The 22,260-nt window shown below is 46.1% G+C and carries 17 protein-coding genes; 8 read left to right on the forward strand and 9 right to left on the reverse strand.

Going from position 1 to position 22,260, the window contains the following annotated elements; translation table 11 throughout:
- The first annotated feature begins 17 nt into the window (after positions 1–17).
- Positions 18–362 (forward strand): hypothetical protein, encoded by a 345-nt coding sequence (locus AZI87_RS00175; protein ID WP_063204443.1) that lies wholly within the window; start codon positions 18–20, stop codon positions 360–362.
- Between the two features lie 56 nt (positions 363–418).
- On the opposite strand, the gene ald is transcribed toward AZI87_RS00175, so the two are convergent.
- Complete coding sequence (gene ald / locus AZI87_RS00180; RefSeq protein ID WP_063204444.1) at positions 419–1,525, reverse strand: alanine dehydrogenase; 1,107 nt, start codon at positions 1,523–1,525, stop codon at positions 419–421.
- 273 nt (positions 1,526–1,798) lie between these two features.
- Between ald and AZI87_RS00185 the strand changes: the two genes are divergently transcribed.
- Entirely contained in the window at positions 1,799–3,454 is a 1,656-nt protein-coding gene (locus tag AZI87_RS00185; protein WP_063204445.1) for a hypothetical protein, read from the forward strand.
- A gap of 54 nt (positions 3,455–3,508) precedes the next feature.
- Here the strand turns inward: AZI87_RS00185 and AZI87_RS00190 are convergent, their stop codons facing one another.
- Positions 3,509–4,231 (reverse strand): hypothetical protein, encoded by a 723-nt coding sequence (locus tag AZI87_RS00190; RefSeq protein ID WP_063204446.1) that lies wholly within the window; start codon positions 4,229–4,231, stop codon positions 3,509–3,511.
- Positions 4,232–4,403: 172 nt separating this feature from the next.
- Here AZI87_RS00190 and AZI87_RS00195 point away from each other — a divergent pair, with 172 nt between their 5' ends.
- On the forward strand, positions 4,404–4,814 hold the full coding sequence (locus AZI87_RS00195) for an STAS/SEC14 domain-containing protein (RefSeq protein WP_155722465.1): 411 nt from the start codon (positions 4,404–4,406) through the stop codon (positions 4,812–4,814).
- A gap of 42 nt (positions 4,815–4,856) precedes the next feature.
- Here AZI87_RS00195 and AZI87_RS00200 read toward each other — a convergent pair whose 3' ends face one another.
- The 6 genes from AZI87_RS00200 to ruvC all read right to left on the reverse strand — a co-directional run bounded on the left by AZI87_RS00200 (position 4,857) and on the right by ruvC (position 11,976).
- Positions 4,857–7,865, reverse strand: a complete 3,009-nt coding sequence (locus AZI87_RS00200; protein ID WP_063204448.1) for an ATP-binding protein — start codon at positions 7,863–7,865, stop codon at positions 4,857–4,859.
- Positions 7,866–7,968: 103 nt separating this feature from the next.
- Positions 7,969–8,877 carry a UDP-3-O-acyl-N-acetylglucosamine deacetylase gene (gene lpxC / locus AZI87_RS00205; RefSeq protein WP_063204449.1) on the reverse strand — a complete coding sequence of 303 codons (909 nt, stop codon included), beginning with the start codon at positions 8,875–8,877 and terminating at the stop codon, positions 7,969–7,971.
- Between the two features lie 21 nt (positions 8,878–8,898).
- On the reverse strand, positions 8,899–9,903 hold the full coding sequence (locus tag AZI87_RS00210; RefSeq protein WP_063204450.1) for an asparaginase: 1,005 nt from the start codon (positions 9,901–9,903) through the stop codon (positions 8,899–8,901).
- A gap of 2 nt (positions 9,904–9,905) precedes the next feature.
- Positions 9,906–10,895: a Holliday junction branch migration DNA helicase RuvB gene (ruvB, locus tag AZI87_RS00215; RefSeq protein WP_063204451.1), complete on the reverse strand. Its 990-nt coding sequence runs from the start codon at positions 10,893–10,895 to the stop codon at positions 9,906–9,908.
- Positions 10,892–11,473, reverse strand: coding sequence for a Holliday junction branch migration protein RuvA (ruvA, locus tag AZI87_RS00220; protein WP_063204452.1), 582 nt, complete (start codon positions 11,471–11,473; stop codon positions 10,892–10,894). The genes ruvB and ruvA overlap by 4 nt, the downstream gene beginning before the upstream one ends.
- Positions 11,470–11,976 carry a crossover junction endodeoxyribonuclease RuvC gene (gene ruvC / locus AZI87_RS00225; RefSeq protein ID WP_063206493.1) on the reverse strand — a complete coding sequence of 169 codons (507 nt, stop codon included), beginning with the start codon at positions 11,974–11,976 and terminating at the stop codon, positions 11,470–11,472. The genes ruvA and ruvC overlap by 4 nt, the downstream gene beginning before the upstream one ends.
- Before the next feature lie 166 nt (positions 11,977–12,142).
- On the opposite strand from ruvC, the gene AZI87_RS00230 reads away from it, so the two are divergent.
- From AZI87_RS00230 to AZI87_RS00250, 5 genes are all read left to right on the forward strand, one after another.
- A complete protein-coding gene (locus AZI87_RS00230) occupies positions 12,143–12,958 on the forward strand; it encodes a tetratricopeptide repeat protein (RefSeq protein WP_253696273.1) in 816 nt (271 codons plus the stop codon).
- 173 nt (positions 12,959–13,131) lie between these two features.
- Entirely contained in the window at positions 13,132–13,698 is a 567-nt protein-coding gene (efp, locus tag AZI87_RS00235) for an elongation factor P (protein WP_063204454.1), read from the forward strand.
- A 77-nt stretch (positions 13,699–13,775) separates the two neighbouring features.
- Positions 13,776–14,825 carry a hypothetical protein gene (locus AZI87_RS00240; protein WP_063204455.1) on the forward strand — a complete coding sequence of 350 codons (1,050 nt, stop codon included), beginning with the start codon at positions 13,776–13,778 and terminating at the stop codon, positions 14,823–14,825.
- A complete protein-coding gene (locus AZI87_RS00245) occupies positions 14,822–18,787 on the forward strand; it encodes a translocation/assembly module TamB domain-containing protein (protein WP_063204456.1) in 3,966 nt (1,321 codons plus the stop codon). Before AZI87_RS00240 ends, AZI87_RS00245 begins: the two co-directional genes overlap by 4 nt.
- Positions 18,787–21,582: a POTRA domain-containing protein gene (locus tag AZI87_RS00250; protein WP_063204457.1), complete on the forward strand. Its 2,796-nt coding sequence runs from the start codon at positions 18,787–18,789 to the stop codon at positions 21,580–21,582. Before AZI87_RS00245 ends, AZI87_RS00250 begins: the two co-directional genes overlap by 1 nt.
- Here the strand turns inward: AZI87_RS00250 and AZI87_RS00255 are convergent.
- Entirely contained in the window at positions 21,579–22,229 is a 651-nt protein-coding gene (locus AZI87_RS00255) for a hypothetical protein (RefSeq protein WP_063204458.1), read from the reverse strand. The genes AZI87_RS00250 and AZI87_RS00255 overlap by 4 nt on opposite strands.
- Positions 22,230–22,260 lie beyond the last annotated feature (31 nt).

Here is a 22,260-nt window from a genome sequence, read left to right on the forward strand (position 1 = left end):
TCAGATTTGGAGGAAGAATGAAAGCTCTAGTTACGTTTTTAGCAATGACCCTGCCGTTCTCTGCGGCCTTTGCGGATGGGACTATTTACTGTACAGCCATCGATCAGGACAATGGGCAAAGACAAGACGTGCTTTTGTTAGAGCCTGAAGACATGTATCTTTTAACAGTCGCCAAGGCGGATCAGTATCTTACTTCACGCAAGGAAACTAACGACGAGTGGATTTTTGGAAACTCTAAGTATCTGGTGACGCTGAATCACCCGAATAAAACGCTGACTCAGCAGGAAAAAGCCTCGGGGGCCTCGAAGGTCTACACCGAAGTGAAATGCCGCTATAACGGCGAACCGGATGAAGGATGGTAGAAATAAAAAAGCCCAGCACAAAGCTGGGCTTTTTAGTTTTAGGCTAAGCCTTGAAATTAACCTTTGTAAGGTCTGTATTCCATGTGAAGATCTTTTGCCACCGGCTCGTAACATACGTAACCGCCGTAAGTATTAAGACCTTTCATCAATGCTGGAGATTTCGCAACAGCATCTTCTACACCCATCGCTGCTAGCATTGAACCGTAACGAGAAGTCACGTTCGTTAGAGCGTAAGTAGAAGTTCTTGGCACCACGCCTGGCATGTTAGGTACGCAGTAATGGATAACGCCATCAACTTCGTAAGTTGGGTTTTGGTGAGACGTTGGACGGCAAGTTTCGATACAACCACCTTGGTCAACCGCAACGTCAACAACCACAGAACCTTTAGCCATTGAAGAGATCATGTCTTTAGAAACTAGAGTTGGAGCTTTGTGACCTGTGATCAAAACGCCACCAATAACTAGATCAGAATCTTTCACTGAATCTTCGATGTTTTTCGCGTTCGAGAACAAAGTCATGCAACGACCTTGGAAGATATCATCAAGGTACTCAAGACGAGCTGTGTTCACGTCAAGGATCGTGACAGAAGCGCCAAGACCGACAGCCATTTTCGCTGCGTTCGTACCGACAACACCACCACCGATGATTGTGACTTTACCTGGTTTAACACCTGTCACACCACCAAGAAGGATCCCTTTACCTGCATGGTCTTTTTGAAGATAGAAAGCACCGATTTGAGTCGCCATACGACCTGCAACTTCAGACATAGGAGTCAAAAGAGGCAAGGAACCGTTATCCAATTGGATAGTTTCGTAAGCGATCGCTTTCACTTTGCGTTCACAAAGAACTTTCGTCAATTTAGCTTCCGCAGCCAAGTGAAGGTAAGTGTAAAGGATTTGATTTTCCTTCATCAATTCGTATTCGTCTGGAAGTGGCTCTTTCACTTTTTGGATCATGTCCGCTTTCGCGTACACTTCTTTTTTAGTGTCGATGATTTTCGCGCCGGCTTTTTCGTATTGTTCGTTTGAAATACCAGAACCAACACCCGCATCTTTTTCAACGATAACTGTGTGGCCTTCTTTCACGTACTGGCGTACGCCTGCTTCTGTGATACCAACACGGTTCTCAGAAATTTTAATTTCCTTCGGAATACCGATAATCATATTTGCTCCTGTGGGGTGACATTGAAATCCCCCTCATTTTTGTCTTTTATGATGACCCCGGAACTATGCCAGAACGGTAATAAAATGCAAGCGAGCTAGGGGAAGGTTTGGGTGTCACATTGCGTAAAGAACTTCGACATCTTAGACTGTCATTTTGCGGCTTTTTCCCAGCGAAATTACAGCCAGATCGAAATAAATCGAACTCCACGCCTAAAAAAGTGGCAAAGGAGTTGCTCTAGTACTTTTTGGACCAAAACCGTATTGGAGTGTTTTATGAAATTTCTCGGGGCTTTCTCATTGGTAGTTCTCGCCTCTTTGACTGGACATGCTCAGTCAAACACAACCCCGTGGCGCATTACGCAGCCGACGTGGACTGAAAACCATGAGCGCCAATTCGGTGAATTTGTCACTCGCATCGGTGAAGCCGTCGAAAAACGCCAGTGCTGGAAAGTCGATACCTGCTTACAAAGTACGGCGAATCCCTATTTTGGTTCTGATCCAGCAGGCTTGAAATATTACGCGGACTGTGCGGATCTTCCCTATTACCTTCGCGCTTACTTCTCTTGGAAAAACGGTCTTCCTTTTTCAATCGCCAGCGAAGTGAAACCCAACATCGGCCCTCAAGATGATCCTACCAAAAAAGTGGATGCTCGTTACTCTACCATGGGTAACTACATCACAAAACGTTATGACGTCGTCACCAAGAATGGCGTTTTCAAAAACACTTACGTCAACGCATTTGATGTTTTGAACAATATCGTTCCGGGTCTAACTTTCTCTGGTTCTTTCCGCATGCAAGGAAATGAAGATGCGGAACTTTTCACTGATTTTTATCCGGTGAAAATCAATCGCGATGCCATTCGCCCCGGCACGGTGATCTATGATCCTAACGGTCACGTCGCCATTGTCTATAAAGTGGCTGATGACGGCCGTATTTTCTACATCGATGCTCACCCTGACAACTCATTGACGATGGGTATGTACACGCCTAAGTTCGTACGCAGCAACCCTGCTCAAGGCGCGGGTTTTAAAAATTTCCGCCCTTTAGCTTTGGTTGACGCCAAAGTTGATTCTTCAGGTTCTTATGCTGGTGGCAAAATTGTCGCGGCAATGAACTACCAATTACCGCAATATGGTTTGGAACAATTCTACGGAACCGAACCTGACTCTGCAGGCTGGAGCAAAGGTAAATTTTCGATCCGTGGTCAACAAGTGCCTTACTATGACTATGTTCGTATGAGCTTAATGCAAGGTGAAGTACACATTGATCCATTGAAAGACATGGCTCAGTTGACGGATGATATTTGCGTCAGCTTAAATGACCGTGTTGAAGCTGTGGAAGCAGCTCGCACATCAGGTGTTTATTTGAAAGCTCATCCTGAAAGATTGCCGGTCAATATCTATGGCGCTGAAGGCGAATGGGAAAACTATGCGACACCGTCACGCGACGCTCGTTTGAAAGTGGCCTTTGCCGATCTTCTTATGTCGACGAAAGCCAATATCGAACGCTATAGAAAACGCGATCCTGCTATCAAGTACAATGGCGGAAATTTAGCGGCGGATTTATTTGCGGTGTACGCCCAGAAAGCTCAGGCGTGTCAGTTCACTTACACGACGACAAACGGTTTGACCGTGAAAATGAACCTAGAGGCCGCTCGACAAAGACTTTTCAATATGAGCTTTGACCCTTATCACTGCATCGAGCTTCGTTGGGGCGCGCGACTAGAACAAGAACTTGCCGCGTGTACGGATGACGCCAACAAACGCGCTTGGTATGAAGCAGAAAAATGGCTTCGTTATCAGTCTGAGCGTCGCTATGACGCCCGCATGGACTTTACCTTGGATCAGTTAACCGGTCCACTTCCCGGCGCCGGAGTCTCAGCACCCGCAGATGTGGATATTGTTGGCTATTTAAAATCTCAGAGGTAATTCTTAAAAGCGCCGAGGCAGAACTTCTGCTCGGCGCTTTTAATTTCAAAACCATCACAATCTATCAAGCTTTGCGCAGAGCCACTCGTTATATAAATGAGGAAGAACTTCGGAACAGACGATTTTTCCTTCACTCCCACCTTTTTCAAAAGTCATCGGGGCAAGTCCCAACTTTTCTGCCATGGCGCTATAGTAGTTTTCTTTTGTTGGATGAAAAGGAGTCACTGCATTTACTAAAGGCGCGACAGACCTGTCTTCACCTAACTCATAAATGATGCGAATCAGATCTTCTCGATGAATCAGGTTTACGGGTGCTAAACCATGGCTGATTACGTTCCGGCCGACAAGGTGGAAAACAGGATGTCTGCTTCCTCCCATCAAGCCCCCTGCCCGAACGATCACTCCGTTTTTGGAAAATCTTTTTTGCAACGCTTGTTCAACCTCGTAAAGCCATTGTCCGGAATCGGAATTGGGATGAGGTTCTGTCCCTTCCGTGACTTCACCTGTAACATCTCCGTAAACCGAGATCGAACTTACAAAAATGATCCTTTTAAAAGAGTTCTCTGGAATCTTAGCCACAAAAGAGGAAGCCGACATCGTCTTTAACGGAGGAACGTTGACTAAAAGAATATCGCAGAATTCGCCAGGAAACAGATCTTTTTCCCAACTAAAAGAAGACCTGTGCGTGCCCCAGAACTTTTGATTTTTCGCTTTAAGATAGCTGGCGAATTCCGCCCCCAACCATCCTAGACCGATAATTCCCCAAACTTGACTCATAGATCCGCCAATAACCACTTTCGTGGCGCCCCGTTATTTTGTCATACGGGCTGTTTTCAAAACCTGGAACTCTTATAGGTTTGCAGTTCCACATAGTCTACTAAAATGCGTTGTTCTGATTTTTGCTTACTTGGAAAATAGGGTTAGGACTTTTTTTGAAAGGGGTTTTTCCATGTTGAAGGTGATCGCGGAGAATTCTCAACACAAGTACATCGAAATTCTGGTGGATGGCGACATTAATAAAGATTCTGTGGCTGCGCTTTTAAGCCTGATGCAACAAAGAATTTCCGAATGGGGTGAGGTCAATGTCCTTGAAGATGTTCGCGACATTGGCAAAGTGGAACTGGCGGCCTTCTGGAAAGATCTCCGCTTTGGAATTAAAAACATGGATAAGTTTCCGCGCGCCGCCATTGTAACGGACATTCATTGGGTAAAAAATATTTCTAACTTTTTAGATCCTATTGTTTCGATGGATATTGAAGTTTTTGCGCGTAAGGATATCGAGCGCGCCCGCAATTGGCTGTCAGGAATTGAACCAGCGACACCTTCACCGACTCCAGAAGATCTTCCCCCTTCACCATAAATGAAAGCTCAATGGGGAAAGCAAGCTTTCCCCATTGTTCCCTCAGGCGGATTGATCCTTGATAAGCCGGCGGATCGCGTTCACAAGTTTTTTGGTTTCTATAGGCTTAGGAACGTACATCTCAAAACCAGCATCCAGAGCCCTCGATTCGGTTTGTTTTGAAGTAAAGGCCGTTAAGGCCAAAGCGGGAATATGATTTTCGGCAGATTCAAGACCGCGCACGGTGCGTATGAACTCGATACCGTTTTTACCCGGAAGACCAATGTCACTCACGATAGCGTCCGGCTTCATCTGTTTTAAGAGCTCTTGCGCTTGATCCGCATTTTCGGCAGCGACAACTTCAACACCGTACTTTTTTAAAATGAGCTTAATCATGCGCAAGGCATCGGGTTCATCTTCGACGACCAAAATGCGACGGCCCCGCAATTCTCGCACATCAAAGTTTTCAATTGCAGCCTCGGGCTTGGCGTCCTGACCGTGATACAGGGGAAATTGCAAAAGAACTTTAGTGCCTTTCCCTTCTCCCTCACTTTCAATTTTCACTTCGCCACCGTGAAGATCAACCAGGTGCTTGACAATGGAAAGTCCCAGACCCAATCCTCCGTATTTACGCGTAAAGCTGCCGTCTTGCTGTCGGAAACGATCAAAAATATAAGGCAAGAATTCAGGCGTTATGCCGACACCACTATCCGTTATCTCGACATAAAGATGCTGGTCATCTTTGCGAGAATGCACCTCAATGCGCCCGTGTTCTGGCGTGAATTTCACGGCATTAGAAAGAATATTCCATAGAATTTGAGTGAGTCGCACCGAGTCCGCCCACAGCGGCGCCTCGGTCAACTGAGCCGACACCTGAATTTCTTTCGCTCGCGCCATATTTTCGATGGATTCTAAAGCATCACTAAGGATCTCTGAAAATTCAAGTTTGTGGGGATCAAGAGCGATTTTACCGGTGATGCTTTTAGAAAGATTCACCAAGTCCTCGACCAAACGAAGTTGAATCGCTGCATTTCTTTGAATGGCCGAAAGGGCCTGAAGAGCGGTCTCGTTCTTACGATCAACTTCTTCAGATAAAATTTCGGCGTATCCAAATATTATACTAATCGGAGTTCGCAATTCGTGGGACAGTGTCGCTAAAAACTCATCCTTCAAACGACTGAGCTCTTGCAGTTCCGTATTTTTATCCGCTAAAAGACGCGCCATTTTTTCAAGGTCATCCCCTTTTATTTCAAGTGCCTGTTCAATCACTTGTCGAGCGCGATAAGCTTTGGCGTGATTGCGCACGCGTGCCAGTAGCTCTACAGCTTGAAAAGGTTTTGTGACATAGTCTTGCACGCCTTTATTCAAAAGCTTCGCGCGAAGAGCATCATCAGCTTTGGCTGTCAAAATTACGACAGGAATAGACTGCAGAGTCGCGTCAGCCATGACTTGGTCGACAAGAAATTCGCCGCTGTAGTTCGGCATCATCAAATCACTTAAAATCAAATCAGGCTTTACAGCCCGTGCTTTTTCATAACCTTCTTTACCATCCGAGGCCGTCATACAGCGAAACTCTTCAGACAGAACTTCGACTATAAATTTCTGCAAGTCCGGGCTGTCTTCCACGACCAATACCAAAGGAGCTTCAGCACCCGCCTTAACAGGTTCAGATGTGGGCTGGGCGCTGACTGAGTGCGCTTCCTTCAACTGGTCTACCAATCCCTGCTCCACCAGTCGGATGTTTTTATTTTCGCCCATGGCAGGACTGACTTGCACATCTTCGCTGGCAAACTGAGGTAGCAGAACTTCGAAAAGGGCGCCGCCTTCGGGAGCTTTTTTTACTTCAACCTTCCCATGCATAAGCTCCACAAAGTCTTTTACGATGGAAAGACCTAATCCCGTCCCGCCTTTTTCGCGGTTCATACTATCTTGAATCTGAAAAAAGCGTTCAAAAATATTTTTTCGCATGTTTTCAGGAATACCAGGCCCGCTGTCGGCCACTTGCAATTTGATCTGGGGCTCTTTTGTATTCTGCATTAAGGAAAGACTGCAACGGACCTCTCCATTTTGTGGAGTGAACTTAAAAGCATTACTTAAAAGATTTAATAGAATTCGCAGAAACTTTTCAGGATCGGTGTCCATATTAAGACGATCCGGAGTTTCAATTTTAAAGCGATACCCTTTTTCTTCGGCTAAAACAGAAAAGTTATCTGCACTTTGTTTGACCAAAGAGGACGCATCGATTGAAACATAGTGAGCCGTCATTTCTTGCGCATCAAATTTTGCAACGTCTAAAAGATCATTCACTTGACGCAAAAGAATCTGACTGTTTCTTTTAACGAGTTCTAAGTAATTCCTTTGCGATGCCGTCAGGCTGTTATCGCCCAAAAGCTTCTCTACGGGTCCTAAGATTAATGAAACCGGGGTTCGCAGTTCGTGACTGACGTTGGCGAAAAAGTGCGTGCGCTGCTTATCTAAGATCGCCAATTGTTCGTTGGCTTCTCGCAGCTCTTTTTCACGAAGCTCTAAGGATTTATTTAAGGCTTCCAGTTTTTTATTCGTGACCTGAATTTCTTGAGCCCGTTCTAGAACGTCAGACTCCATCAACCCGACTTGATTTTTAAGCTCTTCATTGATTTTACTTTGTTCTTGCTCATGCTTGCGCATTTTTACGAACTCTGTAACGTCTTCCACCTTGTGAATGATATAAATCAGCTCGCCTTCTTTATTAAAAAAAGGAAGATTGATGGGGCTCCAGTAACGCTCTTCATAGGTACCATCAGGACGACGGATATCATATTTTTGTACGGCCATGGTGGAGGCTTGTTTTGTATCCACGACTTGTTGAAACGAAGCCCGAACATTATTCTTTCCCGTCGCTGCTGCTTCAGAGGGGTTTTCTGGAAACACATCAAACATGTATTTTCCGATGACTTCTTCGCGTTTAAGGAATGTGGATTTCGCGTAGGCGTCGCTCATCGCGACCATGTGAAAATCAGGTGTCAGCACTAAGTAGAGGCCAGGAATGCCTTCAAAGAGCGCACGATAATCTGGTTCATTCTGTCTTGCCATCTTGGACTCCATCGCAACAAGAACAAAAATCTGTTTGCTCTTTGAGTCTAATGCGAGGCCAATATGGAATGCTGGAAATTAAATTTGATTTTGCAATCTTACATTAGAGAGGAACAGTCCATCCCGAATAACGCTGAACTTCTTCTGAAATGTCCGCGCCCAATTCGACGTGGCGATAGCTTGTTGGAGAGTCCCATACCTTTTTAACAAGCTTATTCATAATATCGTGACCGGCTTTATAGAGCACGACGTGGCCCATTAAAGGCATCTCTAAGGTCACGAGATCGCCGAGGGCATCTAAAGCCTTGTGACGAACAAATTCATCCGCCCAGCGCAAGCCCTCAGGATTGATGATTTCAGCGTGATCTAATACGATGCAGTTGTCTAAGCTTCCGCCCTTCGCCAATCCGCGGGCCTTTAAGGCCTCAACGTCTTTCATGAAACCAAAGGTGCGGGCGTTGGCAACATCACGTCCAAAAGACTGTTCATTGATGTCGATGTCAATTGTCTGTTTACCAATTTTGGGATGAGGAAAGTCAATAGTCACGGTCAGACGAAGACCATGATAAGGCACAACGTAGGCGTGCTTTTCGCCCTCACTAAAGTAAATCGGCTCTGTGATGTAGCAATATTTACGAGGCTGATCTTGCTCCACAATTCCTACCGCAAGCAAAGCTTGTAAGAAGTCGCGAGCACTGCCATCACCAATAGGAATTTCAGGGCCGTCTAATTCAATGAACAAGTTATCGATGCGTAAAGCAGACAAAGCGGAAAGACAATGCTCAATCGTCGCCACTGAAAAAGCCGCACCACCGATAGTCGTCTGATGCGAGGTCGCCTGAACATTGCGTGCAGTGACTTTCAAAGAAGGATTTCCAGGAAGATCTGTGCGAATGAAATAAACGCCCGTATCCGGAGGTGCCGGCCTGAAAGTCAAAGTGCAGGAATCACCAGAGTGAATCCCGATACCATTTACCACCGTCTTTTTACGAATCGTTTTTTGTAAGAACATACTAGTTAGACATTACTCTAACTAGCCAACCTTCGCAATGCGGATTTGGCCAACGACATCACCCTTCCAGTTTGTGACCGAAGGGAGGGTGTGTTTTGCTAACGCTTTAAACTCGGCCTCATTAAGACCACCCAGTTGCAACAACAAGGAGGCTGTTGCCGCCTGAGCTGCACGTGAGGCGCCATCCGAGGCTTTCACAGCGAAAGCGAGGCGTTTTTCAGGAAGAACTCCACAGAAAACTCCCTCTGCTCCCCCCTTCACAATCGCGCGACCTTGTGACTTTTCAATCACAGCTGTAGCGAAATTGTCACTACCTGAGAGATAGAAAGGGAAATTCTTAACCGCTCGCAAAATGCGTTCTGCCGCGGCTTTGCGGGCCGGAGTTTCCTTGGGATTAATCAAAGCCGACATGCCCGTCGCCATGGATTGCAATGGCACTGCATACGTCGGTATACCACAACCATCCACGCCGTGCGGAACTTTGGAATGATCAATCTTCATTGTTTCCGTCAGAACCTTGCGCAAACGTTTCTGCGCATTGTGTTCGTACTTTTCATAACCTGTCGGGTCTTCACCCAAATGCAGACAGGTTGTGATGATGGCCGAATGTTTTCCGGCACAGTTATTACAAAGCACCGTAGGCTTCTGTCCGCGACGGGCAAAATCATTTGCTGAAGCTTCGTCATAAGGCATGTGGGGGGCGCACACGTAAGCGCCCTCTTTGATCTGAACTTTTTCCATCCACTGACTTAAAGCCGCAAGATGGTCTTTTTCTCCACGATGAGAAGCACAGGCCAGCGCAATATGTTTGTCTTCAAGTTCGTATTTGTCGGCGGCACCCGACTCGATGAGAGGCAAAGCTTGAAGCATTTTTATCGCACTACGGGGCATCGTCAAAAATTGCGGATTCCCCCAATAGTTCGTTATACTGCCAACCTCGTTTGTCACAACGATCATCACCTGGTGCAAGCTTTCCACGACGGGACCTCTTAACACCTCAACCACTAATGGTTGTCTCAATGCCATAGCTACTTCTCCGATAGTACCGAATTTTTTGCATACTCTGTGATCACGCGACCACGAGGTGTTTTTTGAATGAATCCTTCTTGGATCAAGAAAGGCTCATAGACCTCTTCTAGAGTGTCTCGCTCTTCACTGAGCGCAGCAGCCATTGTATCAATTCCTACGGGCCCCCCGTTATATTTTTCTTGGATCAGGCTCAAAATACGACGGTCCATAAGGTCCAGTCCAAATTGATCCACTCCAAGCTGGTTCAACGCATAGACGGCGATGTCCTTAGAGATAGTTCCATTACCTTTGACCTGGGCATAATCACGAACACGCTTTAAAAGGCGATTCGCCACACGCGGAGTCCCGCGCGAACGGCGCGCGATTTCGTCGGCCCCTTCCTCATCGATTTTCACTTTGAGAATTTCTGCCGAACGAATCAGGATTTTTTGAAGAGCGTTTTTATCATAAAACTGCAAGCGTTCGACAATTCCGAAACGATCTCGGAATGGTGGATTTAAAAGACCGGCTCGCGTTGTCGCCCCGACAAGAGTGAAGGGCGCTAACTGAAACTTCATCGAGCGCGCGCCCAGGCCTTCACCCGTCACGATGTCGATGTAGTAGTCTTCCATCGCTGTGTAAAGATACTCTTCCACATGACGGCTCAAACGATGAATCTCGTCGATAAATAAAACGGAATGCGGCTTTAGCGAGGTTAACACCGCCGCCAGATCGCCTTTTTTATCAATCGCGGGGGCCGAAGTCATTTTGATTTCAGCACCCATGTCGTTCGCGATAATTTTTGAAAGAGTTGTTTTACCCAACCCCGGAGGCCCGCATAACAAGACGTGATCCAAAGATTCTCCACGGTGCTTTGCCGCCGCGACGAAAACCTTGAGTTTTTCTTTCACGTCTTCCTGGCCCGGGAAATCTTCAAAGTGCTGGGGACGCAGTTCGTTTTCCCAGCTCTTTTCACCTTCTACCGGATCTCCTTCTAAAATGCGACTCATGACAAGCTCCCAGACAACGTCTGAAGACCTTTACGAACGCCATCTTCCAAAGAAATATCTGTCGGAAGAGAAGATACGAATTGATCTACCAACTGTGATTTGTAACCCAGGTTCAAAAGGGCTGATGTGATTTGCGTATGGCTTTCTGATTTGCCTTTGATCGTCTCTTCGATAGAGACGAGTTTGCCTTTTAACGTTAGAATAATTTGTTCTGCCGTTTTCTTGCCCACTTTAGGAAGACCGGAAAGAGCTTTGGCATTACCTGCTTCGATCATTTCTTGAATTTGCGCAGGTCGGCCGCCAGATAAGATACTGAGAGCCATCTTCGGACCAACGCCGTTCACCTTCAAAAGCGACAAGAAAAGATTTTTTTCGTCTTTAGAGTGAAAACCAAAAAGTTGCAAAGCATCTTCTCGTACGTGCGTGTGCACCCAAATGATGATGTCTTTACCCAAGAGTGTTTGCAAATCGCCTAAAGTGTTCGCAGAGGCGTGAACTTCATAGCCCACCCCTTGCACATCAATCAAAGCGGAGTCATTTAAGACTTCAATAATTTTTCCACGTAAATAACCAATCATAAACTCACCGCTCTTTGCAGGATGGATTTCTTTTTAATTTCAAAAGCATGGTGGCAAGCCATAGCCAACGCATCGGAAGCGTCAATACGATTGATCACTTTGATGTTTAAGATGGCTTTCAGAATCGCCTGCACATCTTCTTTGCTGGCACCACCGGTTCCGGTGACACCTTTTTTTACAACACGCGTGGCGTATTCAAACACATCAGATCCACCCAAACCGGCTTCATACATCACCACGCCGCGAGCATGTCCCAATTTGAAAGCGCTGTCCGCGTTTTTTCCCAGAAAGATTTTTTCGATGACAACCTGATCCGGCTGATACTTCGTCATGACTTCGCGGAAAGCAGAACCCAATTCTTTCATGCGATAAGGAAAGGCCTGATCCGCATCCAATAAAATCACGCCGTGATTGATATGTTCAATCCGTCCGTTTTCCACTCGGATGACTCCGAATCCTGTTATGCGAGATCCCGGATCCACCCCGAGGATTGTCACTGACATTTCCACCACCAATAAAAGTGTGCCGTCATATTCTTTGAGCAATAGAATTGTGCACTTGTTTTCGATTTTAGTGAGAAGTATTGCTTAGTCAATAAATCTGAAATACTATTTCCTAGAGAGCACTCACAAAACGGTCACGACCGCGGCGCGAAGGGATCAAGCATTGATGAAAATAGATGCAAGCACCATTGAAAAGTACCAGCAGATTCTTGAGAAAGATCCCAATTCTCAGGTTTTCGCTCCGCTGGCCGAAGCCTATCGCGAAATGGGTTTACTTCCTGAAGCCAAAAAAACCGTGACTGCAGGCGTTCAACGCCACCCGCAATTTGTGGGCGGACTTGTCACGTATACAAAAGTGATGCGCGATCTTGGAGAGCTGAATAAGGCCCTGGACGCGGCTAAGCGAGCGACGTCTCTTTCTCCCGAAAATATTTTGGCGCATCAACTTCTGGCGGAAGTTCAATTAGCCAGCAAGAATCCGAAGGAAGCTCTTAAAGCTTTCAAGATGGTTTTATTCTTAAATCCGAACTCCAAGTCAGCACAAAAAGCCGTTCAAAAACTAGAATCTTTGACTGCGGACGAATACGATGAAGAAGTTTTTGCGATGACGAAGCTTCCGGAAGTTCGTTTGAACGAAACTCCACCACCCGTCGCAAAAAAAGAAGAGGCTCTGGTCGCAAAGCCTCTGACACCGGCCTCTCCTAGCAAAGCCATGGAACGCATGCTTTCTTTGATTGATGCTTTTATTGTGCGCAATGATCTAGAAAAAGCGCATGCTCTTTTGAAAGACACACGTGTGGAGTTTGGGGATCATCCCGAAATTCAGCGACGTATGAAGACTCTCCAAGTTCGCTATAATGATTCTGACGAAGCCACACCCTTAAGACCTTTGATGCCGAGAGAACAACTGGTTCGCGAACGTAAGCTTGAAGTTCTGCAAATGATGCTTCGCAAAATTGAAGAGTATCGCCTGCAAACTTAACCCTTAGAAGCAGAAACATTCCTTTCTCTTCTGCTCCCATTGCCCATGACGCATAAAGACCTTTGCGCCGGAAAATGGCGATAGAGCCTTTTTCCAAAGGAGTGACTGTTGACCAAATACAGCCACTTAGGAGAATATGGCTCCTCTGCATTTACAATTTAAAAGGATCAAACATGTACGAAACGTCCGATTTTAAAAAAGGTCTTAAAATCATGATCGAGGGCAAGCCCTACGTAGTCGTTGATTTCCAACACGTTAAACCAGGAAAAGGAAATCAGTTCACACGCACAAAACTGCGTAACATGCTGACAGGCCAAAACTTGGAATCCACTTTCAAGTCCGGTGAAAAGTTCGAAGTTCCTAACGTTGAAAACAAAGAGATGACTTTCCTTTACAAAGACGACTCTGGTTACAACTTCATGTCTCCTGAATCTTACGAACAAATCGCGATGTCTGAAGACGATTTGGGCGAATCTAAGTACTATCTTACTGAAAACTTAAAAGTCGTTATCTTGTTCTACAACGAAAAAGCTGTTGCTTGTGACGTACCAAAAGCCGTGAACTTGATGGTTGCAAAAGCAGATCCGGGCATTAAAGGTGACCGTGTTACTGGCGCAACGAAGCCCGCAATCATGGAAACAGGCCTTTCTGTGAACGTTCCATTGCACATCAACGAAGGCGATGTTCTTCGTATTGATACCGCTTCTGGCGAATACGTTGAGCGCGTAACTCAAAAATAACTAACGCCTAGTATTAAGTCTCCGCAACCACTCGTTTTTATCGCAAAATAAGAGGGATTTGGTCGCGGAGGCTATTCTTGTCCACATTTGTTGAACTAGAAATTCAAAATTTGCTCAATGAAGGAACTGACCTTCAACAAGCTTCCGAACGTCTGATTCAAAATTTAGAGTCTTCTTCTGAAGGCCTCACACTTGATAACGTCACTGCCTTAGCGAAATTTTTAATTCAAGCTGAACAGCCGCATCTGCTGATCGAATTTATTTTGCGTTACATCGACAATGAATCTTTTCCGATCCCTTGGCCTTATTTCTTGGAAGCCTTAGGCGCCGTCAGTGCGGAGCTGGATGAAAAGACCGTCAAAGCTTTGTTAGAGGGAATCGCAGAAGACAACTCTGAATCTGAAGCTGGCCGTTCTTTAGCGCTGAAAGATTTGATTCCAGAGTTGGGTGAATGGCGTGGCAATCGTAAATATAAAATTCACAAAGACTATCTGAACAATAAACGTCAGTTGTTAGATCAGCTTATCACTTTGCGCACGCAACAGCTTTACGAACAAGAAAAACATCTGTTACAACGCCTGCAAAAACTTTATCCCGGCGACGCTGATATTCGCAGCGAAGTGAATGAACACAAGCAGCGTTATGCACTTGAAATTCTGCAACGTCGTACGCCGAAAGCACGCACGGTAAAGCCCGAAGATTTTTCTCCCAAGGATCCTGAAGTTGAAAAGGCCATGAGTGCGCTTATGCAAAGCCTGCACGAACACGCGGCCGAAAATCCCGACATGGCTTTTGATTTTGCCGTAGCCGCTTTCATGATGGAAAACTACGAAGCGTCCCTATCGCTTTTAGCTTTGAGTGAAGAGACTGACTCCCTTCTTTGGTTCCGTCTGGAAGTCTTGTTGAAGTGTCGTCGCTTCGTTGAACTTTTAAACGAACTTTCACAAACAGAGATTATTTTCGCCCACGAACCGGAAACTTTTTTTGCAACGGCTTACTTGCGTGCACAGGCCCTTTGGGGCTTAGGACAGAAACACACAGCCATTGAAGTGATGGAAGGTTTGTTGGCTTCTCGCCCCCACTATCGGGCAGCCAGTGCTTTGCTTAGCATTTGGAGTGGTCAGTGAAAAGAGCGTTTTGGATTTTAATCACGCCCCTGGCGGGCTTTTTAGTTTTGTGGCTGATCGGCTCGATGCTGATTGCGCCCAAACTGGAAGCTTGGGCGTTGAATAAGATTCAGACGTATTCAGACTCTTCGTTACCCGTCAAAATTCGTGCGGAAAAATTGCAGCTAAAACTTTTCAAACCTTCTTTAGCATTAGAAGGCATTGATGTTGAAGCCAAGGGCGAATTGGCTGAAGCCTTAAAACCAGTGCGGGTTGGCAGCGTGCGTGTTTTTATCGACTTCTTTCACCTGCTCAGTGGCCGTGTCACATTGTCGGCTGTGGTGGTCGACTCGCCGGACGTGGAAATCAACATCGATCCTTTTTTGAAAAGTGATGCTCCTCCCAAAGAGTTGCCGCTGAATGCCTTATTCAATCAGCTGGACCAATTGCCACTGCATCGCCTTTTCATTCAGAATTTGCATTTGAAGGTCACCTCGAAAGACTTAAAACTTCAAGGTGAAATTCAAAGTGGCGACCTTCTTGCCACTAACATGGGAAAACACCTGACCGCCAAGGCCAATGTTCCCCAATTAAATTTAGACCTAGAAAAAATCGGAAGCTTTCAAGGCTCTTTAGACACGCATCTTTATCTGACAAGACAAAGTCTGCGCATCATCCAAATGGGCGTACGTTTGGATGAGTCCGAAGTGCTGGTTCGTGGAGAGCTGACGCAATTTCATCGTGTGACCATCAAACCCTCAGGCCTTCTGGATGTGTCTGCCCGCCTTCACCTCAGCGATCTTTATACGGAACTAAAAAAGATCCGTCCCGATTTAAAGCTGCCAACATTCAGTGGCGAAGTGAATTTAGATGCGGAGGCTCGCTTCAACGGTTTAGATCAGTTGCGCGGCAAAGCGGACATAAAAACACGCGCCTTGATGGTGGATAAATTTGAATTGGGCGATGCGCGTATTCAAGGTGAATACCGCGATAAAAAAATCAGCCTTTCAGAGATTCGCGTTCAACATCCCGCAGGCGAAGCCGTCATGACGAAAACGCAAATGTCGATAGGTCAAAACTTTGACTTCAAGACGCATGTTTCTGTTCACGACTTGGATTTGCAAAAGTTATTTATTAGTTTGAATTTGAACAATGTTCCTGTGGGTGTAGACCTTCAAGGAGAACTTCCTTGTGAAGGCCATCTTCACCCTAGCTTTGAGTTCACCTGTTCAAAAGCTTCATTGAAAGCACAAAACCTTTGGGTGAAGTCTTCTTTAGAACCAAAAGCCACGGCGATCTTGGATATCAATTCGATGAGCGCCGAAGGTCAGGTCAAGGTCACAACAGAAGCCGTGACCTATGCCGCCGGAGTTTCTATTGGTGATAGTACAGGTCATAGTGACGGCGTCATAGATTTCGCTAAAGGCTTTAAGATCAATTTCAAAACCGACAAACTTGAATTTAAAAATGTTAAGAACCTGTCGAACCTGAAGCTGGAAGGTTCAGCAAGCATGGAAGGCTCTACATCGGGAGATTCCAACGCCGCGATCTTCGACATGAAGGTTAACGCACGCGAATTCACTTTCGAAGATTTCTATTTGGGAAATTTGATTTCGAACTTGAAGTACCGCAGTGGCCGTCTGATTTTTGAAGATGTGGCCGGAGCGATTCGAAAAACGCAATACTTGGGAGATCTTGAAGTCAATCTGGATAAGAATACATTAACCGGCGACTTCAGCATCCCAACCGCCGAACTCCCCGATGTTGCCTCGGTCTTCACGCGTATTTATAAATTTCCGGTCGATGTTCAAGGACAAGGATCGGCAAAAGCCTCTGTGCGTGGCCCTTTGAACTTCTGGAAAATGAACTACGAGCTTCAGTCGGCGTTTAAAAATGTCAGTATCGGTCCTGAAACCTTTGATACTTTGAATTTTAATGTCACGGCTCGCGACGGCAACATCCATGCGGATAAAGTCACTTTGCAGCGGGCGGGCTCCATCGTCTTAGTACAAGGCGGAATCAGCTCTTCTCAAATTCTAAATCTAAACGCGGATGGTAAGAACTTTAAACTGGAAGAGTCAGATACAATCAGCAAAATCAATTCGAGCATTGCCGGGAATCTAAACTTTGCGGCAGAACTCACCGGCCCGGTGAAGAATCCGCAAGTCTTAGTCAAAGGCGCCGTTACCGATTCCTTCTTTGAGGATCAAGAGATTCCAAACTCCAACTTCATCGTTCGATTGAATTTGGATACGGTCTTCACGCAGCTCAGCCTTTTCGGCGGTAAGGTTCAGGGTGAATTCCAACTGCCATTTGAAAAAGGGCGCGCGCCCCTGATGGTAAAAATGCAAACGCGGGAGTGGAACTATTCAACACTGCTCGGGCTGGTGGGCGGAGCCAATCTTGCCAGTGAATACACTTCATCACTGACGTCCACGGTGGATTTGCGCTCGGAAAGTGGCGATATCTTTAAGTCCAGCGGTAAAGTTCACATCGACGCTTTAGAACTGCGCCGTGGCACTTTAAGTCTTAAAAATCCCCAAGCTATCGATATCGTGACTGACAACGGTGTGGCCTCAATCCGAAACTTCCGCCTTGAAGGGCCGAATACGGAATTGGCGATTCGCGGAGAAAACTTCACCGCACAAAATATGAATATCGCCGTCAATATGAACTCAGATCTTCGCCTGTTGCATATCTTCATGCCCTTCCTTGAAGATTTAGGGGGACCGATCAAAGTTTCCACAAACATGACCGGCTCAGTGACAAAGCCACAAATCATGGGAACTCTAAATGCCAATAACACTTACATCAAAATCAAGGGCTTCCCTCACCCGCTGGAGCGCTTGAATGTGGATGTCGTGTTTTCACAAAGCCGTGTGATGGTGAATTCCATCCGTGGAAATATCGCGGGCGGCACGCTGACTGGCGACGGCGGTATTTTAATCAATGAGATCAAAGACATTCCAACGACAATTCGCCTGCGCTTAGATAACGTCACTCTGAACGTTCCTGAAAAAGTTCGCACCAATGGAAATGCCGATCTGGTTTTCTCGGGCCGTTGGTTCCCCTTCACTTTATCTGGAACTTACGCGGTGAACAGCGCCCTGGTTGAAAAAGAATTCACCGAAGATTCTGGCGGCGTAGCGGGGGTCAAACAAAGCCTTTATCTTCCGAAAGTCATCCGTGAAAGCCGCTTTGAACCGGTGTTGTTGGACATTAACATACTTATGAATCGCAACATCATCGTGAAAAACTCGCTTTTAGATGGCGCCGTCAGTGGGAACTTGCAAGTCAAGGGTCCTCCGACAAATCCGGTTCTTTTAGGTCGTATCAACGCGGAAAAAAATTCGAAGTTGATCTTTAAAGACAAGATCTTTCTAATTCAAAGCGGAACTATTGATTTCACTGATCCGGATGAAATCAATCCAAGTCTTTATATCTCGGCAGAGTCACGCATCAATGAGTATGACATCTCTTTGCTGGCTCAGGGGACGGCAAAAAATTTAACAATTCACCTCAACAGTATTCCTCCCCTTCAAGAACAAGATATTATTTCTCTGATCGCTTTAGGGGTGACGACTTCCGCCATGGATCAAAACGTTCAGTCCCGTGAGCAAGCTCAGCAATTGGGTGCAGAAATTGGCGGCGCCGTGCTGGCAAAGCCGATCAATAAAACTATTGAAGCCACGGGCTTTAGCTTAGCGGTGACTTCAGAGTACGACTCAACCCGCAATATCAGTGTGCCTAAGATCACCTTAAGCCGCAGTCTATCGACACGCGTGAAGGTGTCAGGCAGCCGTCCTGTCGGTGATTCACAATCCTATGACTTAAAACTGGAATACCTCATCAACAGCAACTTCACCGCCGTCGGCTCTTTTGAAAGCCGCGGGAATGAGGACGACACGACCTTGCAAACCACGCAACCAGCAAGCCAAAGTATTTTCGGTCTGGATCTTGAGTTCAAAAGGGAGTTTAAATAATGCTTCCTGCAAAGACTCTGTTGTCCCTATTCGTATTTATTCTTCTGTGTGCATCGCAGGCGCAGGCTAAAAAAAACCTTCGCTATGAGACACTGCCTGCGGAGGTACAAGAAGATCTGGTTAAAAGATTTCCGCAGATTGAAAAAGAGGCGCTAAGTCTGGAACAACTGGATGAAGTCATTCGCTATCTGCAGCTTAAGCCCGAGTTTGAAAATGTGCGCATCTTGGATGACGGCAATGGCTCCCCTTACCGTTTGGATTTTCAGCGCACGCGGATTATTTCCAAAGTCTCCATCGACGGAATTTCAAATATTTCTGAAAGTGAAGCCGGAAGCACTTTTGGTGTGAAGGCCGGCGACGTCTTTGATCAACAGAACCTGATCGAAGGGGCCGAAAAAATCCGTCAGCTTTATGCCGAGCGTGGTTACCTGAATGCCATTGTCGATATTGCGATGCCACCTGAAGGAGCCGATCAAGTCGGTGTCGAGATCAAAGTCACTGAAAACAAACAAACCCGCGTGCGTAATATCGTGCTGCAAAGCCCGAACGACGCTTTAAATCGTGAACTTACAAAACATCTTAAAGGGTTTCTCAAAGATCCTTTTACCGATGCGACTTTGAATGAACTTCAAAAAGACGCCCGAGAATACTTAAAAGAAAAGCGTTACGTGCGAGCCGATCTAACGGGACCGACCACAGAGTTCAGCTCTGACGAATCTGAAGTTTCACTCATCTATCGTGTGGATAAAACCGAGCGCTACACTTTTGAGTATGAAGGCATTCGTCTTTTAGGCGCCCGAGAAATCGAAAAGGCTTTGGATCTGGATAATTATTATTCGGCAAGTCCCACAATCGGTTCAGAGCTTGCGCAAAAGATTCGTAATTATTATCTATCTAAAGGTCATGCCCGCGCCGAAGTGCGTGCCGAAGAACACGAGGGCCGTGATCCCCTCCATCGCCGTATTGTTTTTAAAATTGAAGAAGGGCCTCAGATCAAAATCCAAGCGGTGAATATCACCGGGCGTATCAGCAAGCGCCAAAGATATTATGTGAACTTTATCGAAGAGCACAGTTCCAAAGTCGTCGATAAGGGTCTTTATAATAAAGAGGACTTCGACACCGGTGTGCAGAATCTAATTTTGGAACTGCAAAACAATGGTTACTTGCAAGCCAAATTGATTTCCACTCGCACTCAGTACAATCGAGAGCGTGACGCCGTCACTTTACATGTGAATTTGGATGAAGGACCCTTGACCCAAATTGAAGAAGTCGATTTCAGCGGGAACAAAGATTTTTCAGACGAAGAACTTATTGGTGTGACGGGCTTAAAACCCGGAGCCCTGCGCTTAGGACAAATTGAATTGGCCATCGCTCGTCTTAAAGAGTTCTATCATGATCGCGGTTACATCGAAATGCTGCTGTTAAACGAAAAGCAGGATTTAGTGACCTATGATGAAACGAACACCAAGGCCTCTTTGCACTTTAAGATTTTAGAAGGTCCGCAGGTGCGTGTAGCTTCTATCGTCCTTGAAGGAAACACCTTCACCAAGGATTACGTCCTTTTAAAAGAGCTGGAGTTCACAGAAGGCGATCTAGTCACGCCTTATAAGGTTCAAGAATCTGTCGCACGTTTACAAAGAACCGGTTTCTTTGGCACTGTCGACATTCGCACCCTGGAAGAAAAAACCAATGTCGCCAACCGCACCGTGGTTGTGAAAGTGACAGAACGTGATCCGGGCCTTTTGACTTTCGGTGCAGGTGCCACGAATGAAAGAAAGCTGACCTTGCGTGGATACGCGGGTGTCGCTTATCGCAATATCATGGGAACTGGCCGCGGAGCTTCTTTGCGCTTAGAGGGCAACTACAACATCGCAGACCTTAAGTACCTTGAGCACAAAGTGGTCTTCGGATATCTAGAGCCTTATCTTTTCGGAACACGTTTACGCGGTCGTATCAATATCACTCGTTCCACGACCGTGACGGATTACGAGATTCACCAGGCCTCTGAAGTAAACTCGACGACTTATTCCGTAGAAAAAGATTTCACGTCGCACGTTCTTGGAGTGTGGGATATCTGGTCTTTAGCGACAATCCGCGACTTCGGTATCGACGATGTCTATCCGTTCCCCGAAGATGAACAAAACATTGCGACGACGGGGCCGACACTGGATTTAGATTTCCGTGACAACCCTTTCAATCCGACCAAGGGAAACTTCACGCGCTGGAACGCCGAATACTCTGCGCCTTTCTTGGGTAGCACGGGCACGATTGAATACTGGAAGACGACCCTCAGCTTTACTCATTATGCTTCTGTTTTTGAGCTGCAAAAGCAGCCTGTTGTGTGGGCGAATCAAGTTCGTGGCGGTTACATTAAGAATCTCAGCACACGCGATGATGGCGGCGTACCTTGGGATAAAAAAGGTTTCACTCTTGGAGGCCAATCCACCATTCGTGGTTACGAAGCAGGAACTCAAGAAGTTTTCCCTAATCGTGATGACTTGGGATTATCTGAAAACGAAAAGACGTATTACCTAAAAACCGAAGCCGTGATGTATCTTGTGAAATCGGAAGTGCGCTTTCCTGTTTACGGGAATTTAGGCGGAGCTGTTTTTTATGACGGCGGTTACGTGAAGATTCAGGATTTGAGTTTTGAAGATTACTACCGTGACTCTGCAGGCTTTGGGATTCGCTATAACACGCCAGTGGGACCTTTAAGTCTGGAGTGGGCATGGAAATTAGATGCCCGCCCTAGTGAAGAGCCTTGGCGCTTCCACCTTTCAATTGGGACGTTCTAATTTAGGATCGGCTTACAACGGGCGACAACCAGATACGCGTCGGGTTTGCCCTCTTTCAAAAGCGGCAGCGCATACATCACGCGAACGCTGACCGCCAATCTTTCTAAAGACGCTTTCTCAATCAAAAGATGTTCTTCTACGTCAATGTCCATGCTGGTTTTTTCGCCCGTAATAATCGACGTTAATGTCGTGACAAGCTTCGCCGTCACTTGAGGATCACGTTCATACAGATGGATCCAAGGGCGCGTGTAAATATCTTCCACCGTATAGCTGGCATATTGGAAATAACTGAAAGTTCTAAAAAGTTGGATGTTCGCTAGATTATAAATTTCTGTCAGGTGTTCGTCCTGGATCAGTTCTAAGACTTTGGCGTCATACTGATAGCCATAAAACTCTAAAGCCTTTTTTACAAATAGTGAGGCATCCTTGATTTTGCCACCCGCTTCGTGAACGGAGTCGCAGATCTTGATGTAGTTCTCAAGATTTTCTACGGTGCTTTGCTGCTCAGCTTCAGAAAGTTGACGGAAGTAAGGCAAAGAATCTTGGCTGTAAGGGCGAATTACAAAACCCTCTTGCTCAATAAGCTCACATAATTCTTCACTAAGAACTTTGAATTTGGCGATGGTAGAAGCTTGTAATGAATCCATACAGAACGAACCAGAATCTATCGTAAACGAC

Source organism: Bdellovibrio bacteriovorus (assembly GCF_001592745.1).
Classification (GTDB): domain Bacteria; phylum Bdellovibrionota; class Bdellovibrionia; order Bdellovibrionales; family Bdellovibrionaceae; genus Bdellovibrio; species Bdellovibrio bacteriovorus_B.